The sequence below is a fragment of the Chryseobacterium sp. CT-SW4 genome, assembly GCF_048572715.1.
Classification (GTDB): Bacteria; Bacteroidota; Bacteroidia; order Flavobacteriales; family Weeksellaceae; genus Chryseobacterium.
Map to the genome: position 1 here is coordinate 632,947 of NZ_CP183840.1, position 17,582 is coordinate 650,528.

Genomic DNA, 17,582 nt, shown 5'->3' on the forward strand with positions numbered 1-17,582 from the left:
TAAACAACCTTTAAAAAAACGAATATAGACACATGAATATTAAAAATATAATAGAAGAAAAACTTTCAGAGGTTATTTTAAATATATATCAGTTAAAAGATATAAAGCTGGAAGTACAGGAAAATAAAACCGAATATGAAGGAGACTTTACCATTGTTACATTTCCTTTGGTAAAACAATTAAAGAAAAATCCTGAGAGTATTGGTGTGGAGCTTGGAGATGCTTTAACGGCAGATACGGATCTTTTGGAAAGCTTCAATGTGGTCAAAGGCTTTCTGAATGTTAAAGTTAAAAATCAGTTTTTTGTAGATAATTTTAGATCTGTTGCCGAAAATTTTTCAGCCATTGAAAAGAAGAATGCTACCGTAATGGTAGAGTATTCCTCTCCGAATACCAATAAGCCTTTGCATTTAGGGCATATCAGAAATAACTTATTAGGATTTTCCGTAGCTCAGATTCTTAAAGAGGCAGGATATGATGTTATTAAAGCACAGATCATTAATGACCGTGGAATTCATATCTGTAAATCCATGTTGGCATGGGAAAAGTTTGGACATGGAGAAACCCCTGAAACCACTCACATTAAGGGAGATAAGCTGGTGGGGAATTACTATGTGGAATTTGATAAAAACTATAAAAAAGAAGTTGCGGAGCTGGTAGGGCAGGGGATAGATGAAGCAGAGGCTAAGAAAGATGCCCCGCTAATGAAGGAAGCTCAGAAAATGTTGCTGGATTGGGAGAATGGAGATGAAAAAGTACGTGGACTTTGGAAAGAAATGAATTCATGGGTGTATAGCGGATTTAATGAAACCTATAAAAGACTCGGAGTGGATTTTGATCAGATTCAATATGAAAGTAATACCTACATTTTAGGAAAAGACCTTATTCAGGAAGGACTGGAGAAAGGAGTGCTTTATCAGAAAGAAGACGGCTCCGTATGGTGTGATCTTACGGATGAAGGGCTTGATCAGAAGCTGTTATTGCGTTCCGATGGTACTTCCGTATATATGACCCAGGATTTGGGAACAGCGGTGGAGCGATTTAAACAAAATAATATTCAGAAATTAATATATACCGTAGGAAATGAGCAGGACTATCATTTCCAGGTTTTATTTAAAATATTAAAAAAATTAGGATATTCCTGGGCGGATCAGCTTTATCACTTATCCTACGGAATGGTTGAGCTTCCGGAAGGAAAAATGAAATCCCGTGAAGGTACCGTAGTGGATGCTGATGACCTGATGCAGGAAATGTATGAAACAGCTAAGGCAAAAGCACAGGAGCTGGGGAAACTGGAAAACTTATCGGAAGAAGATCGTGAAGCTTCCTATGAAACAGTAGGGTTGGGCGCATTAAAGTATTTTATGCTTAAAGTGGATCCTAAAAAGAAAATGTTGTTTAACCCGGCAGAAAGTATTGATTTTAATGGAAATACGGGACCATTCATTCAGTATACCTATGCACGTATCCAATCTTTACTTTCTAAAGCTGAATATCAGGAAAAAGAAACTGCGGATGTAGAATTGAACCAGTTTGAAAAAGAACTCATTATGCAGCTTACCAATTATAAAGCGGTAGTGGCAAAAGCAGCGGAATCCTTAAGTCCTGCATTGCTGGCTAATTATGTCTATGACCTGGTGAAGTCTTATAACTCTTTCTATCAGAATAATCCGATCCTTAATCAGGACGATGAAAATATAAAACAGTTCCGTCTGAACTTATCCGATTTAACGGCTAAGACCATTAAAAAATCACTGGAATTACTGGGGATAGGAACCGTGAACAGAATGTAATACTTCTGTCATTCAGAGCGAAGCGAAAAATCTTTTGATATGTGAGATTCTTCGCTTCGCTTTGAATGACAGTTTAGCTTTAAACTTTTTAGGTATTTAAATCCGGAGCTGTATTCTGAGTATCATCCTTATGGCTCTCCTCATACAACTTGGCTTTACTCCATTTCGCATGCTTGGAAGGAGTGATTTCATAGCCTTTTTTATAAGTATATACTTTAGTAAATTCAGCACCGAAAAAAATCAGCATACAGGAATAGTTGATCCACATCATGATCAGGATTACCGTTCCCGCCGTACCAAAAGCAGAAGTTGGCTTGGCTGTTCCAAAATAAAGACTAAGCAAAAACTTTCCCAGCGTAAACAGGAGGGTTGTAAGAAAAGCTCCTTTCCATACTGGCTTCCAACTTATTTCCACATCGGGAAGAACTTTAAACATGAGTGCAAAAAGCAACATGACCACCCCAAACCCAATAGCAAAATTGACAAGCTCTACCAGCATATAGGTCTCCAGCCCGAAATATTGTGTGATCAGCTTATTAAAAACACTGATAAGGGAAGAGAGAACCATCGTAATCATTAATAGAAACCCAAGGATGAGGATCATTCCTAAGGAGTTCGCTCTGTCCAGAAGAAATTTAATAAGCGCTTTTTTAGGAGCCGATTCCACATCCCATAGCGTATTTAAAGAATGTTGCAGCTGGAAAAATAAAGTGGTGGAACCAAATACTAAAGACCCGACCCCTACGATTTTCATGATGATATTCTGCTTATCAATCAGGGCTCCTGCGATCATATTCTCAATACTTTTGGCTACATCTGCCCCCATAAGTCCACTGATCTGATTGCTGATCTCACCGCGAATAGCTTCTTCCCCAAAGAAATTTCCTGCAATCCAGATGATTATAATTAATAGGCCCGGGATAGAAAAAATAGCATAATAAGCTAAGCTTGCTGAATCCTTTGATGCAGAAGAACTATTCCATTCCGCAAAGGTTTCTTTTAAAACTTCCCAGAAAAATTTAGCTCTAGTTATCATATATTAAAAATTTTAGAATGGATATCCGATGGCAATATTTAAGATCAGATTATCTTTTCTCCAGCTTCTGTCTCCAAAATTAATCCTGTCAAATGTCCATCTGTCTCCTTTTTCATAATAAGGAATACGCAGAGGCATTGCTAAATCCAATCTTAAAACCAGAATAGAGAAATCAAGTCTTAGACCAACTCCGGCACCCACCGCAATTTCATTTAAAAAATCTTTGGAGAATTTACCGCCCGGTCTGTCAGTGTCCTCGTTAATTAGCCATACATTTCCTGCATCTGCAAAAACGGCTACATTTAAAAATTTATAAAGATTAGCACGGTATTCCGCATTCATTTCCAGTTTGATGTCTCCGGACTGATCAAAGGCAAAGTTAGGATTCAAAGTTCTAGGATCAAAACTGCCGGGACCTAAGCTTCTTGCTCTGAATGCCCTGATACTGTTACTTCCTCCTACGAAAAACTGTCTGGAAAAGGGTATTTCCTCGGAGTTACCATAAGGATAAGCGAGTCCGGCGATAATTCTTGACGCAAAATTGCTTTTTTCTGAAAACTTATGATAGAATCTGAAATCATTTTCAATTTTAGCATATTGGCTGAAAGGAACTCCAAAAATATTTTTCTGCTTATCTTTTTTGGCATTGGCTCCTGTCACAAGTCCTGTGATATTTCCTGCCAGGTCTAAAGTACCTTTGTAATAAATGGTATTGGTCTTTGGCAGCATGGTGTTGGTATACGTATAAGAATAGGTAGGCCCGAAAATAAGCTGCTTCTCAACGGCTCTTTGCAGGGAACGGCTGTTGGCAATTTCCTTTTGGTATAATTCCGTTACATGGGCCGGCGACACTAAAGTCACATCCAACACTTTTAAATCATGTTCTTTTTTTGCATTTTCTTTCCAGACATACCCGAAAGAAGCAGTAAAGTTATTGAGGGTATAATATTGAGTACGGTTCTGAAATTCATACCCTAAACTTATATTCGTTCTTGGTACATAGGCACTGGAAGAATGAAAACGGAACGGGGCAACAATCCTGGGAATGGATAGCTGAACATTAGCTCCCGCCCGGTACATATTTTTAGCTTCCGAAGATCCGCCCATCTGTACATCAAAAGCTCCATAGATCGCAGCTTTAAATTGTTCTGCACCCCGGAAAAAATTTCGGTGTGTCCAGTTTAAGTTCAATTCACTACCGGCATAACTTGCGGAATTGGTTCTTCCTAAAGCTTCCAGACGTAAAGACTGCATTTCTCTTGGAGTAAGCAGATAATAAGCATCAAACTTATGTTGTAAAGAATCTGAAACCACAAACTCGTTTTTCACAAATTTGAAAACACCCAGATTGATCAGACGGTTTAAAGACAAATTATGATTGGTACGGTTGTATAGATCCCCTTGTTTAAAGTATAAAGCCCTGTCAAAAATTTTAGGCTTGAATTTATGTTGCGGGTCTATGACATAAATATTTTGATAGGCATATTTTGAAAGAGAGTCCGGATTCATTGGAACATCATATTTGCCCTGCTTCACATCCTGAAGATTATAGTTGGGAAAAACAACTACTTTATCAATGCTGAATTGCTGGGTGGCCAGATCGGGAGTGTCATCCTTTAATTTTACATTAAGCTCCACCTTATGATTTTTACTGACAGTGCTGTCCGCCTGTACAATGATATTATCGGGATGAAAGTAATAGAAACCTCTTTCCTTCAGGCTGTTATCAATACGCTCTCTTTCTGATTTGATTACTTCCAGGTCAAATGCATTTCCGGGTTTTAAAAGAGTACGGTCCGCCACTCTCTGGATTTCCGAATTGACATTGGTAGAATCTTTTTGGAATTTTACATTACTTATTAAATATTGTGCTCCCGGCTTTAGGGTATAAATTACTCTTGCCTTCTTATTTTTAGAAACCGTATCATAGGTAGCCCTGGCATTAAAATACCCTTTGTTTTCCGAGTAGTTGACGATAATATCTTTATTGAATTCACGGTCTACATCGCCTAGCAGTACAGGTTTTTCACCCAATTTATATTTCTTCCAGTAGCGGAAACCTTTATCTTTTTCAGGTTCTTTTGTGGTGTTATAGAAATACAGTTTAGGTCTTAATCCTAAAAAAGTGGAATTAGGCTTAGGAACCAAATTTTCCTCTAAAGCAGCCTGAAGCTCTTTTTTCTCACTTTTAGAAAGGCTGTCACTTTCAATTTTTACTTCTCCGCCTACATAAAGCATTTGACCCGGCTTCAGGAACCTTGTGTTACTGCATGAAATACTAACTGCGGTAAGTGCCGAAGCCAACAAATATCTGATATATATATTGAATCGATTTCCCATTATTTAAATTCTACCACTTCGTTATTTTTATTTTCCCTTTTAGCTCTGTTTTTTCTGGATTTTTTAAATATATCACGGAACTTATCATAGTCCAGTGTAATGATAAACCCGACACCGGTTTCAATGATCTGCCCCTGAAGAGCCACCTGATATTCATCTTTACGGTAAGCTCTGAGCATATATCTTCCGTCTTTGGAAAGGCTGTAATCTACGGTTACATTGCCTGCAATGTTCGTAGTGTTCTCATTTTGTCTAGCGTCACCTTCCAATCCGAAATTACTTCCTACCGTAACTTTCAGCCTGTCGTTAAGAAGCTTTTTACTGATATCAACATTGAGGTCGGTTCTCGTATTTTTTTCTCCGGTGGAATAATCTTCGGAAGACTCCAGTCCGAAATTTAAATCCACTCCCTTAATCAATCCTGACGCCAGGTTGTTGAGCTGCTGGGATAGAAGCTTACTAACGCTCTGTCTGGCCATAGATTCGGCAGAAACCCCGGCATCACTTTGAAAAGGATTTTCCCCGATGAAACGGTTTAATAATAATAGAGCAAAAACCTGTTTGTTCAATTCGGATTCCTGGGTTCTCAGCTGAATAAGTTTTTGATTAACAGTAGTTGTGACATCAGATGATACAGAACTGTTTTTCTCATCTGTAGTGATATCGAAGCTGATTTCCGGTTTCAGAAGTTCACCTTTCATTTTCAGTAAAGTGCTGAATGGAATTTTCTGTTTATACTGGTTGACCACAGAAGGTTCCAGTTGCTGTTCCACCAAATCAATAGGAGCCACCTCAGTTTTATAAACGGCTGTAATGTCCATAATAGCCGAAGTAGGTTCCCCTGTCCAGGTGATGGTACTTCCTTTCTGAATATCAAATTTTCTCTTCAATATACTTACGGACATTTCATAGCTTCCTTTCTCTACCTCATAAACCCCTACTAAGGTCATTTTTCCGGAAGCATCCATTCCACCTGTTAATTCGGCTTCACCCTGAAGTTTTACAAAATCTCCGTTAGCTTTATCAATTACAATCGACATTTTGGCTTCTTTGCTTACTTCAATATTAACGCTTACATCCATTCCCTGGATTTTACTTTTCGTATTGATGGAATCTGTTTTAATGGTTTTATTAAGTGCTACCTGATCCTGGTCTATGAACTCTACAATTCCGTCTCTTTCCTGTAGGGAAGGGGAAGATTGAGGAAGAACAAAGGTAAAGTCCGTATTATCGGCTACGGCGAGCCTGCCGTCCACCTTAGGAAGGTCGAGGTTCCCACGGATATGAAGACCGGCATCAATAGAAAGGATTCCGTACATCATAGCGTCATTCGATTTTTCGGAATTTACTACTTTGAAATCTTTGGCATTTACATCCAGATTAAAGGTGTAATCTCTATAAGTTTGCGTAAGAACCTGTCCGTTCACGACGAGCGAGTTGCCGTCCTTATCATTGATCTTAAAACGGTTGAACTCAATTCCTCTGCTGGTAAAGTCTATTTCATCATTGATATTTCTGAAATCACTTCCCGTCTGGGCAATCATTAATCCGACATTATTGAATTTTACTTTTCCTAAAATACTTGGCTGCTCTGTTGTTCCTGTAATTTTGAGATTACCGGACAGATAGCCTTCTGTATTATTGATCGCATTCATGGAGAATCCCTGGGCAGTCTTCATCTGAAGCTTATTGATCGCCATATTCAGGTCGAAGCTGCTTGAAGAGGTATTGTAATCTCCTGTTATCCTTACATCATTATCATTTCCTGAAAGCGCAATATCGGCATTCAGGGTATTGGCTGTGTTATTATTTACTTTTACCGCAAGGTTTCCTACGGGGCTGCCATACACGAATAGATCTGACACATTCAGGTCTGATGTGAAGGTCATATTATTGGCCAGATCCCGGATTTGGGCTGTTCCGTTGATCGTTCCCCGGGCGAGGAGCGTATCTTTCTTAATCATTTCCGTAACGGTTTCGATCTTGAAATCTTTTAAGGAAATATTTAATGGGCTGTTCGGCGTATCGGTTTCCGACTGCAGCAGAATTTCGCTTCCGGCATTGGAGAGCCTGAAATTATCTGCAAGGATTCCTTTGCTGCTGATCTGTATTTTATTATCCTGAGCCACGGTCCAGTCGGTGTAATTTAATTTTAAACCGTCCGGATTTAAGGAAACTTCAGTAATATCATTGAGGGATTTTGCATTTCCGGCGATCAGGAACTGGGTGACATCTTTGTCATCTTTAGTAGTGATGTTATAATTGATGGTGTTGTCTGCAATGTCTCCGTTAATATTTACTTTATTCAATGCAAAGCTTTCACTTTTAAGAGCAGCTACATCGAGGGTGTACTGTAAAGCCTGATTTTCATTGGTAATTTTAAGGGAAGCATTTTCGATGGTGTTGCTTCCATATAATACCTGGGGAATTTGTCCGTCCACTTCAATTTTTTGGGTGTCGGCATCGTAATTTCCGGTTAAGTTGATTGTTTCAAAACTTTTCAGATCAGGGACAAACTTGCGGATCAGATCATCATTTTTAATTTTAGCATTGAAAGTAAAATGTTGGTTAGGATCGATCTTTAGAGAAGGATCCGGCTTCTGAAACTGATAATACTGATTGATGGTCTGCTGTAAAGCTCCAAAAATCTGGGTAAGCTTATATTTTCCGGATAGTTCCACATCGGCAATCTGTGAATTGAATGTGATCTGATTCAGATCCGCAGTGGAAACCGCTTTGAGATTAAACTCCTGGATAGGGAATACTTCTTTGGTATCGGAAATGGCAAAATTCTGAAGGTTCAGGTATCCATTAAGATAATCAGGATCCAGGTTGGTGAAATCCCCATCGATATTTCCGGCTATAATCATCGGGTCACTGTAGAAACCAAGCTTATTTACATCTAATTTATGAATGCTTCCGTTGAGCTTAACGGTTGGTTTCTTTTCATCATACATACCGGATGCCGTTAAATCAAGATTAGCATTCGGGTCTTTTGAATTTAGGGCAACCTGGTAAGCACCACGATTGATCTTACCTGCCAAATTCATATTCTGATAACGGTAGCCGTTATAGGTTACCGAGCTGACGAGTCCTTTTACATCTGCTTTTGCCGTTTTAAAATCAAAACCTTCTCCTTTTGTGGAGATTTGTGCGGTAATAGCTCCCACGTCTTTATTCTGGATCAGTTTTCCCACCTGTAAATTCTGCAGGTTGGCCTTCACGTCATAAAGCTCATGATTTTTTCTCCGCATATCCACATTGGCGACAAGTGCAGCATTACCTAATGTTGAAGTAAGTTTGAGGTTGGTATTTACCACTTCGGTTGTTCCTTTTGCTGTTCCCTGAACACTGAAGAATGAAGGGAGGGAAATATTGGAAGGAATGGTATTTTTGGGAACGAGATTATAAATGGTCTTGGAAGAAGAAGAGAGTTCTCCTACTTTCAGATCGTAATAAATATGATCGGGGTCCATTGCGTTTTTAATTCTTCCTGAAGCCGATACTTTAAGCTGGTCCAGCCCGGAAAGTTTAAAATTCTGGATGAGCAGATCATTGACACTTCCTTTAGCTACTGCATCTACATTCAAAATAGCATTAGGATAGGTATTAAAAGGAGCTGTGTTTTTTAAAGTTGGAACCAGGTTCAGGATATCGGAAAACCCGATTTTTGAATTACGGATATTGGCTGATATTTTAACGGCTCCGGGATTTTCAGTAAGCTGCTCAATAGAGTTGTAGTTAAGAATCACTTCATCCCTTAGCACTGTTTTAGGGGTTTGAAGATAAAGGTTTTTAAGGTAAGCTTCCTGATCTCCATATACAAAATCGGTGGTGAATTTCTGAATATTCAGACCGCGGGCTTCCTGGATTTCCGCAGAACTCACAGTTCCTGCAAACCCGTTATTTTCCATTTTGAAGCTTCTCAGCTCCAGGTTCATTTTGGAGAAGTTGAGGTGATTGAAATCCATTCCCTGTGAAGTGGGAGCAATGGCGGTATTGTTATAGGCTACTTTTACATCATCAAGGATCAGTTTTCCGAGGAGAACATACATGGGTTTCTCTTTTTCCGAAACTGTAGAGACCGGCTGTTCCTGTGTTGTTTTCGGATTGGCATTTTCGGAAGGAAGATATAGATTTGCATTGATGTTGGCTCCGGACAGGAGGACATTCCCGATATGGTAAGCATTATTTTCGAGATCCAGTTTATTGACTTTGGTGCTAAGCTCTTTAAAGTTGACTTTAGCGAAAGTTTTGGTATTATCATCGCCATAATCAATATCGAAATTGGTGAGTTTGATTCCTCTTAAGCCGAGTTGCATGGGCTTCTGCTGGTTCAGGGAATCTACTTTTTCTTCCACTTTTTTAGAAACTTCTTCTACCAGGTCCTGCTTGAGTTTTAGTTTTAGTCCGTCAAGATTAATATCGTTGATAGCGTAAGAGTTTTTCTCCAGATCAAATGTTTTTACCCGGGTGTCCAGGGATGCGAAGTGAAGTTTGATATCGTTTCTGGACTGCTGATCGTTGAAAGTAACGCCAATATCCTTTAGATTTATTTTATCAAGAGAAATAATAAACGGTTTGGAAGGGCTTTCTTCCTCATCTTTAGTGGCAAAGGCATCAATGATATAATCAAAATTGAATTTTCCTTCAGGATTTCTTACCACATTGGCGCGAACGCCTTCCAGGTCTATGGAAGTGATGTCTGCCGTAGAGTTGATCAGCTTGAGCATATTCAGGCCGACATCAAATTTTTTCACGGCAAGCAGAGTATCTACATCCTGTCCTTTAAGATAAAGGTTTTCCATCACCAGGCTGTTGGGAAATGCGATATAGACTCTTTCCAGGCTTACTTTTGTTTTGATTTTTTTCTCAAGATATACCACAAGTTTATCTTTCAGAAAATTCTGAACAGAAGGAAGTCTTAAACTCAGGAGAAGAAGAGTAATTAATACCACTATTGAGATAATGGTGATTGATACTCGCTTAAATATTTTTTTCTTGTTTAGTTTCAAATTCAAATATTATAGGCTTTACACAAAGATAATAAAACCTTTTTCATTGAAAATGATATTATTTTAAACTATTTGTTTATAATAAAGAGACATTATCAAAAAGAAAATCCTTAATCGGGGAAATAATAAAACAAGAAAGAAGGTAAAAAGAAAATCCTACTTTGGCTACATATCAAATTTAGTTTAGTTGAAGTGAAGTGGAATAGTTGCTGCGAATTTATACAAGTTTAGTGTCAAGAAAAACTAGTGAATTACCAATGGAGAATGATCTAGTCATATAAATAAGCAGGTAGCCAAAGCTGGATTTTTTATAAGTTGTTAAAAATAAAAGCCCCCTTATGTTTGTTTCACTGTCAAAAAATCTTTCGCGAAAATTCAATTCAAAATGTTGTTAGCTTTAAAAAAAGGGGGCAAATACTTAAGAAATAGTGTCAATTTTATTCGTTAGCGGCTTCCCATTTGGTCTGTTCACCCTGTGGAGCGGCTCCTCCCTGTGCAGGAGTGATAGGAGCTGTTTCCTGGTTGATATGGTACACATAGGCTGCCAGTTTTTCTGCATCTCTTCCAGTAATGGTTCCATCCTTAATGAATGGTCTCATCGTAGGATTATTAGGGGATCCGTTTTCCAACATCCAAAATACGTTTTTGAAAAGACTTTTTTCCTGTATGTTGATCCAGTATCCGTCGGTAAGGTTTGGCCCGATACCTCCTTTTCCTCCATCTGAATGACATGTAACGCAGTTGGTTTTGAATAGTTGTTCACCCTCTGCAATATCATCAGCATTATATTTTGCTGTTTCCAGTGTGATCACCGGAGCATTTTTTTCATATTCCGTAATAGCTGCCAGCATGGTTTTGGTTTCTTTATCATATTCAGCCTCAGGGTGAGCATAATCCGTAAAGGCAAATGCTACCATGTAAATTGCGCAGAATATGAATCCGAACCAGAAAAGACCTAGCCACCATTTTGGTAAAGAGTTGTCCAATTCTGTAATCCCGTCAAATCCGTGATCGATAAGGATATCTTTTTCCTCAGACTGGGATTGTTTTTTAAAGGCGGAATTCCATAATTTCTGTAAATAAGGTGTTTTCTTATCTTCTATATAAAGTCTCTTTTCCTCTTCAGTCAGTTTGCTGAATTTTTGGTTTTCTACAAGATCTCCTACTGTATTCATGATCAGTAGCAAAATCGTAGAGATAATCAGCAATACCCAAAAATAAGGTGAGGTAAGATATTTACTGTCTTCAGCAAACATTTCGAATGCCATAAGAGTTAATCCGGCTGTGAGGATTATATATACTGAAATGGGTGTTCTTGGTTTCATTGTACTTGTGTTTTAAGATTATTCTACGCTTGCAGTTTGGATATCAGTAGTTTTAATATCTGTACCTAATCTTTGTAAGTATGCAATCATGGCTATGATCTCTCTTTGCTCAAGAGGAACGAAAGCAGATCCTTTTGAAGCTTTTTCTTTATCCATTTGCTCTTTTACATCCGGAGCTTCAGAGTAAATTCTTTTTACGATGGCCGCAGATTGGTTGTTGGCCCATGTATCAGCAGAATCTATATTAGCTTTGGTATAAGGAACATCAAATGAATTTTTCATAAGTTTCACTTTGTCGATCATCTGTGAACGATCCAGCTCATTGGTGATCAGCCATGGGAAACGTGGCATGATGGAACCTGCAGAAGTAATTCTTGGGTTATACATATGCTTAAAGTGCCATGAATCAGGGTTTCTTCCACCTTGTCTGTGTAAATCCGGACCTGTTCTTTTAGAACCCCATAGGAAAGGTCTGTCGTACACAAATTCTCCGGCTTTGGAATACTGTCCGTTTTTACCGTCAAATCTGGAAACTTCATCTCTGAACGGTCTTACCATTTGAGAGTGGCATGAATTACAGCCTTCTCTGATATATAAATCTCTTCCTTCCAGCTCCAGTGGTGAATAAGGCTTCACGGCCGTAATCTGCGGAAGATTACTTTTTACCGTAAGGGTAGGGACGATCTCTACCAGTCCGCCGATTGCGATAGCCACAAAAGCTAATACTGATAATACAGTTGGCATTCTTTCGATCCAAAGGTGAACTCCTTCTCCTTCTTTACGGTGACTTCCGATATTCGCCAATGCAGGAGCTTCAGCAGGAACTTCTTTTTGGAATGATCCTTTTCTTACAGTAGCGATTACGTTCACTACCATCAGTATAGCTCCGAGAAGATAGAAGATACCTCCTAAAAATCTCATTTTGTAGTAAGGAACAACGGCAGTTACGGTGTCTAGCCAGTTTTTCCATAACAGGGTACCATCCGGGTTGAATTGTTTCCACATTAACCCTTGAGTGAATCCTGAAATATACATTGGAACCGCATAGAAGATAATTCCTAATGTTCCTAACCAGAAATGCCAGTTAGCCAGTTTCACAGACCATATTTTCGTTCTCCATAATGCAGGCACTAAGTAATAGATAATTCCAAATGCCATGAAACCATTCCATCCAAGAGCACCAATGTGAACGTGTCCGATCACCCAGTCTGTATAGTGACCGATTTTATTTAATGATTTTGTAGCTAAAAGCGGTCCTTCAAAAGTGGACATACCATAGCAGGTAACCGCTACTACAAAGAATTTTAATATAGGATTTTCTCTTACCTTATCCCAGGCACCTCTCAATGTAAGAAGTCCGTTCAGCATACCTCCCCATGACGGAGCGATCAGCATAATTGAGAACCCGGTTCCCAATGCCTGAGCCCAGGCAGGTAAAGCTGTATACTGAAGGTGGTGAGGACCAGCCCAAAGGTATACGAATATCAATGACCAGAAGTGGATAATTGAAAGTTTATAAGAGAATACCGGACGCTCTGCAGCCTTAGGCATGAAGTAATACATCAGACCCAGTACAGGAGTTGTCAGTACGAATGCTACCGCATTGTGACCGTACCACCATTGTACAAGAGCATCTTTTACTCCCGCATATGCGGAATAGGATTTCCAGCTTGTGAAAGATAAAGGTACTTCAAGGTTGTTGAAGATATGCAGCATAGCTACTGCAATCCATGTTGCAATAAAGAACCAGATCGCTACATAAAGGTGTCTTACTCTTCTCTTGGCGATGGTACCAAACATGTTGATTCCGAAAATCACCCAGGAAACTGTAATTAATATATCAATAGGCCACTCATGTTCAGCATATTCTTTAGAAGTATTGATTCCCATTAAGAAAGTAATGACAACACTTAGAATCATGATCTGCCATGTCCAGAAATGTAACCATGATAATACATCACTGTACATTCTAGTTTTAAGCAGTCTTTGCATGCAGTAGTAGGCTCCACAGAAAAACGAATTACATACGAATGCGAAAATCACCGCACTGGTATGCAACATTCTGATTCTCCCAAAGCCCAAAGCTCCTTGAGTGTTGATAAGGCCTTGGATGTTTCCGGAAGCCAAACTCTTAATGGTGGTATCATCTGTACCGAATAAGAATTCAGGAAGTTCCGGGTAAAAGAGCATTAATGCTGCCGTAAGCCCCAGGATAAAACCGATGATTCCAAATACAATAGTAGCATATAAAAATGCTCTGACAATGGTATTGTCATAATTAAACTTTTGAGTCTCCATAACTTCAAATATGTTTTTTTAGGCGTCTATGATTATTTATTGTTATTTGGATTTTTATGAATAATTTTTTATTATGCATAAAATGGTATTAAAAACTTAATCCAATTAAGAATAAATATCATGTAGATGTATAATGTTTTGCCAAAGGTATTTATTAACTTTGTCGAAATCTAGTTGATTAGCTTCTAAACTATACCTAAAACTACTAAAACAGATGCGATGAAAGAATGTGGACAAATTATTCGGAAAATACGTAGAACTAAGGATTTTACTCAGGAGTATATGGCTTTCGAAATGGGTATTTCCCAAAAGGCTTATTCTGATATTGAAAATTCAAAAAGCAGAATGAATTTAGAGAACTTATCAAAGATAGCTCATATTTTGGAAATTGAACCTTCCGAAATTTGCAGTATATCCGGAAAATGTTCTAATGATTGTGCAGAAAAGTATTATACTTTGATCAATTATATAAGAGAAAATAATATTCCTGTTCCTGAGGAATTTTTATAATTGTACCTTTAAGACAATATTGTTAACAAATTCCAGTTATATACTTGCAGCAATGCTTCTTTGGTTTTTACCCATAAGACATTGTGCAATTTGGTAAATAATAACCATCCGCTAAGGATGGTTTTTTATTGAAATACGTCGAAGTTTTGTTTTCTATTTCTTTTTTACCCAGTAAAATAAATGGGGGATAAGGAGTGGCGTAAAAATTAAAGTGCTGGTAAGCCCTCCGATAATTACGGTAGCAAGCGGTCTTTGCACATCCGAACCAATTCCGGTAGAAATAGCCGCCGGAATGAGTCCCAGAATAGCAAGAATCAATATGGATAATATAGCTCTTAATTGTTCCCGGGCTACTTTATTGACCTGTTCCTGCTCTATGGAAGTTCCGTTCACAGCTCTGTTGAGTGCTGATACCAAAATAACCCCGGCCATTACAGAAATCCCGAATATGGAAACAAATCCTACTCCGGCGGAAACATTAAAGTAATATCCTCTTAAAAGTAAGGCAATAATTCCTCCTCCCAGTGCAAAAAGAATACAGGCCATAGTGATCAGCGTGTCTTTAACATTTTTGTATAATAAGAATAATAACGAAAAGACAAGTAATATGGTTAAAGGAATAGTTAAAGCCAGCTGCTTTCCGGCACGTTCCAGGTTTTCATACTGACCTCCGTAAATAATGCTGTATCCTTTCGGGATCTGAATTTCTTCGTTGATAAGGGATTTAAGCTCATTGACAAAACCTCCCTGGTCACGCCCCGAAATATTGGCTCTTACGGTAACCATTCTTTTATTGCTATATCGGTAAATATTGGTCTGACCTGCTACAAATTCAATATGAGCCAGCTCTTCCATAGGAATTAAAGCCCCTGAGGCGGAAGAAACTAAAAGCTTTTTGATCTCGTCAATATTATTTCTGTATTGCGGTAAATAACGGACGAGAACGTCATATCGTTTGGTTCCGTCATATAAAACAGAAATATATTTTCCTCCGATAGCTGCTTCTATCATGTTTTGAATATCCGAAACATTGATTCCATAACGGGCTGCAGCCTCCCGGTTGATGGTGATGGCCAGCTGTTCCTGTGTTCCTTCCTGTTCTATATTTACCCCTTTGCTACCTTCCATGGACTGCATAATAGCGGCGATTTTGTCAGCCTGCTGGCGCATCATGGGAAGGTCTTCCCCTACGATGGAAACAGCAAGATCCGCAGCACTCCCGGTTACGATTTCCATTACCTGGTCTATAATAGGCTGCCCGGAAGTAAACTGTACGCTGGGCAACTGCTTTTCCAAATCGGAGGTGATCTGATGAACTAGTTCTTTTTTGGAGATGGTGTCTGTCCAGAGCTTATAGTCTTTCAGCCCGATAAGAATTTCGTTCCGGTTGGATGGAAACGGATCTGTCCCGTCATCATTTCTTCCGGTTTGGGTGATGACAAAATCAATCTGAGGATATTTAGAAATGGTTTCTCTTATTTTGGGAGCATATTTGGCATTTTCCTGTATGGTTATTCCTGCCGGAAAATTTCCTCTTAAAAAAATAGAACCTTCATCCAGCTCGGGTAAAAATTCCGTACCCAGAAAAGCTCCGCAGCCGATCAGTATAAGGATTACTGAAAATCCTCCTATAACAGTTTTTTTGTAGATACGGGATGACCGGGAAAGTATATTTTCATAGGATTTATTAAAGAAATTTAAAACAAAATTATTATGATCCTTTATTTCCTTATTTTCATGAATTGCCTTTTGAAAAACAAATGAGGTCAGAACAGGAATTACCGTTAATGCAAATATCATGGCTCCCACCACTGCAAAGGATAAGGTAAGCGCCATAGGAGTAAATAATTTACCTTCCACCCGGCTCATCAGAAGAATCGGCATATAAGCTAAAATGATGATGCTCACCGAAAAGAAAATTTCTTTGGAAACCTCATTGGCAGATTGGATAGTCAAAGGGATGATGCCTTTCTTTTTATCGGCAGGAAGTGACTTCCGGTAGCTTTTCATAAGATGTTCCACCATCACTACAGCACCATCCACGATGATCCCAAAATCTATTGCACCCAGAGAAAGTAAGTTAGCCGGAATACCCGTTATCCGCATTATAATAAAAGCAAAAAGTAGAGAAAACGGAATGGTTATCGCAACGACTAACGCACTTCGTATATTTCCTAAAAAGAAAATCAGGATAATAATAACGATACTTACTCCTTCGAATAGAGTTTTTCCAACAGTATGAAGGGAGTTGTCAATAAGAAAACTACGATCATATAAGGGACGGATTTTTACACCATCCGGTAATTCTTTTTCCTGGAGTTCAGTGATTTTTTCTTTTAAATCTTTTAAAGACTCACTTGGATTTTCATAACGCCTGAGAAGGATGATTCCCTCTACACCGCTGTTTACTGCAATTTTTTCTTTAGGAAGGCTGTACCCCAAAACACCGTTGGGAGGAGGAGGAGCGATCTCCACACTGGCCACATCACGAATATATACGGGGACACCGTTCTCAGATTTAAGAACGATATTTCCTATGTCTTTTTCTGTTTTTAAGGTTCCGAGTCCTCTTACCGCAAAGCCTTGCCCGCCACGTTCCAGTATATTTCCTCCTGAATTCTGATTATTTTTGGAAACGGCTTCTTCAATATCTGCGATGGTGAGTCCATATTTTCTTAATTGATTAGGATCGGAGAGGATATGAAATTGTTTAAGAGGTCCCCCGAATGTGGTTACATCAGCGACTCCTTTGGTTTGAAGAAGATAAGGTTTTATTACCCAATCCTGAAGATCCCTTAATTCGGTAGGAGAGTAGGTAGGAGGAGCTTCTACCACATAACGGAAAATTTCACCTACTGCCGTAGATAGAGGAGCCAGCTCCGGAGTTACTCCTTCCGGTAGCTCAGCGGTAGCCAGACGTTCCATTACCTGCTGCCTGGCAAAATAATCATCGGTTCCATCCTCAAATGTAAGCTGTACCACACTGAGCCCGAAAATCGTCCTGCTTCTTGCGTCCAATACATTGGGAGTATTCTGTAAAGCTCTTTCAATAGGAACAGTGACCTGCTGTTCCACTTCCTCAGTGGCTCTTCCTTCATAGGGAGCAACAATAATTACATTGGTGTCGGCAATGTCCGGGTAAGCTTCTATTTTGAGCTCGGTAAAACACCAATAACCGATCAGCATGCATAACAAGCTCATCCCGGTTACAAGCCAACGGTTATTGAGTGAAAATATAATTATTTTTTTAATCATGAGTTTCTGT

At 38.9% G+C, this 17,582-nt stretch carries 8 protein-coding genes; 2 read left to right on the plus strand and 6 right to left on the minus strand.

Annotated features, from left to right (window positions below):
* Window positions 1-32: 32 nt before the first annotated feature.
* Entirely contained in the window at window positions 33-1,793 is a 1,761-nt protein-coding gene (gene argS, locus ABJ974_RS02825; protein WP_419869872.1) for an arginine--tRNA ligase, read from the plus strand.
* A gap of 88 nt (window positions 1,794-1,881) precedes the next feature.
* On the opposite strand, the gene ABJ974_RS02830 is transcribed toward argS, so the two are convergent.
* The 5 genes from ABJ974_RS02830 to ccoN all read right to left on the minus strand — a co-directional run bounded on the left by ABJ974_RS02830 (window position 1,882) and on the right by ccoN (window position 13,807).
* Window positions 1,882-2,829: a YihY/virulence factor BrkB family protein gene (locus tag ABJ974_RS02830; RefSeq protein ID WP_419869873.1), complete on the minus strand. Its 948-nt coding sequence runs from the start codon at window positions 2,827-2,829 to the stop codon at window positions 1,882-1,884.
* 12 nt (window positions 2,830-2,841) lie between these two features.
* The gene (gene tamL, locus ABJ974_RS02835) at window positions 2,842-5,169 is read right to left on the minus strand and encodes a translocation and assembly module lipoprotein TamL (RefSeq protein WP_419869874.1); all 2,328 of its coding nucleotides are present in this window, start codon (window positions 5,167-5,169) and stop codon (window positions 2,842-2,844) included.
* Entirely contained in the window at window positions 5,169-10,190 is a 5,022-nt protein-coding gene (locus tag ABJ974_RS02840) for a translocation/assembly module TamB domain-containing protein (RefSeq protein ID WP_419869875.1), read from the minus strand. The genes tamL and ABJ974_RS02840 overlap by 1 nt, the downstream gene beginning before the upstream one ends.
* A gap of 431 nt (window positions 10,191-10,621) precedes the next feature.
* On the minus strand, window positions 10,622-11,509 hold the full coding sequence (locus ABJ974_RS02845) for a c-type cytochrome (protein WP_419869876.1): 888 nt from the start codon (window positions 11,507-11,509) through the stop codon (window positions 10,622-10,624).
* A gap of 18 nt (window positions 11,510-11,527) precedes the next feature.
* Window positions 11,528-13,807 carry a cytochrome-c oxidase, cbb3-type subunit I gene (ccoN, locus tag ABJ974_RS02850; RefSeq protein WP_419869877.1) on the minus strand — a complete coding sequence of 760 codons (2,280 nt, stop codon included), beginning with the start codon at window positions 13,805-13,807 and terminating at the stop codon, window positions 11,528-11,530.
* Between the two features lie 219 nt (window positions 13,808-14,026).
* On the opposite strand from ccoN, the gene ABJ974_RS02855 reads away from it, so the two are divergent.
* Window positions 14,027-14,317 carry a helix-turn-helix domain-containing protein gene (locus ABJ974_RS02855; protein ID WP_419869878.1) on the plus strand — a complete coding sequence of 97 codons (291 nt, stop codon included), beginning with the start codon at window positions 14,027-14,029 and terminating at the stop codon, window positions 14,315-14,317.
* A 153-nt stretch (window positions 14,318-14,470) separates the two neighbouring features.
* Here ABJ974_RS02855 and ABJ974_RS02860 read toward each other — a convergent pair whose 3' ends face one another.
* Window positions 14,471-17,572, minus strand: coding sequence for an efflux RND transporter permease subunit (locus ABJ974_RS02860; RefSeq protein ID WP_419869879.1), 3,102 nt, complete (start codon window positions 17,570-17,572; stop codon window positions 14,471-14,473).
* Window positions 17,573-17,582: the final 10 nt, after the last annotated feature.

Coding starts and splice junctions, on each gene's coding strand:
- argS (WP_419869872.1), top strand. CDS start 33: ATGAATATTAAAAATATAATAGAAGAAAAACTTTCAGAGGTTATTTTA.
- ABJ974_RS02830 (WP_419869873.1), bottom strand. CDS start 2,829: ATGATAACTAGAGCTAAATTTTTCTGGGAAGTTTTAAAAGAAACCTTT.
- ccoN (WP_419869877.1), bottom strand. CDS start 13,807: ATGGAGACTCAAAAGTTTAATTATGACAATACCATTGTCAGAGCATTT.
- ABJ974_RS02855 (WP_419869878.1), top strand. CDS start 14,027: ATGAAAGAATGTGGACAAATTATTCGGAAAATACGTAGAACTAAGGAT.
- ABJ974_RS02845 (WP_419869876.1), bottom strand. CDS start 11,509: ATGAAACCAAGAACACCCATTTCAGTATATATAATCCTCACAGCCGGA.
- ABJ974_RS02860 (WP_419869879.1), bottom strand. CDS start 17,572: ATGATTAAAAAAATAATTATATTTTCACTCAATAACCGTTGGCTTGTA.
- tamL (WP_419869874.1), bottom strand. CDS start 5,169: ATGGGAAATCGATTCAATATATATATCAGATATTTGTTGGCTTCGGCA.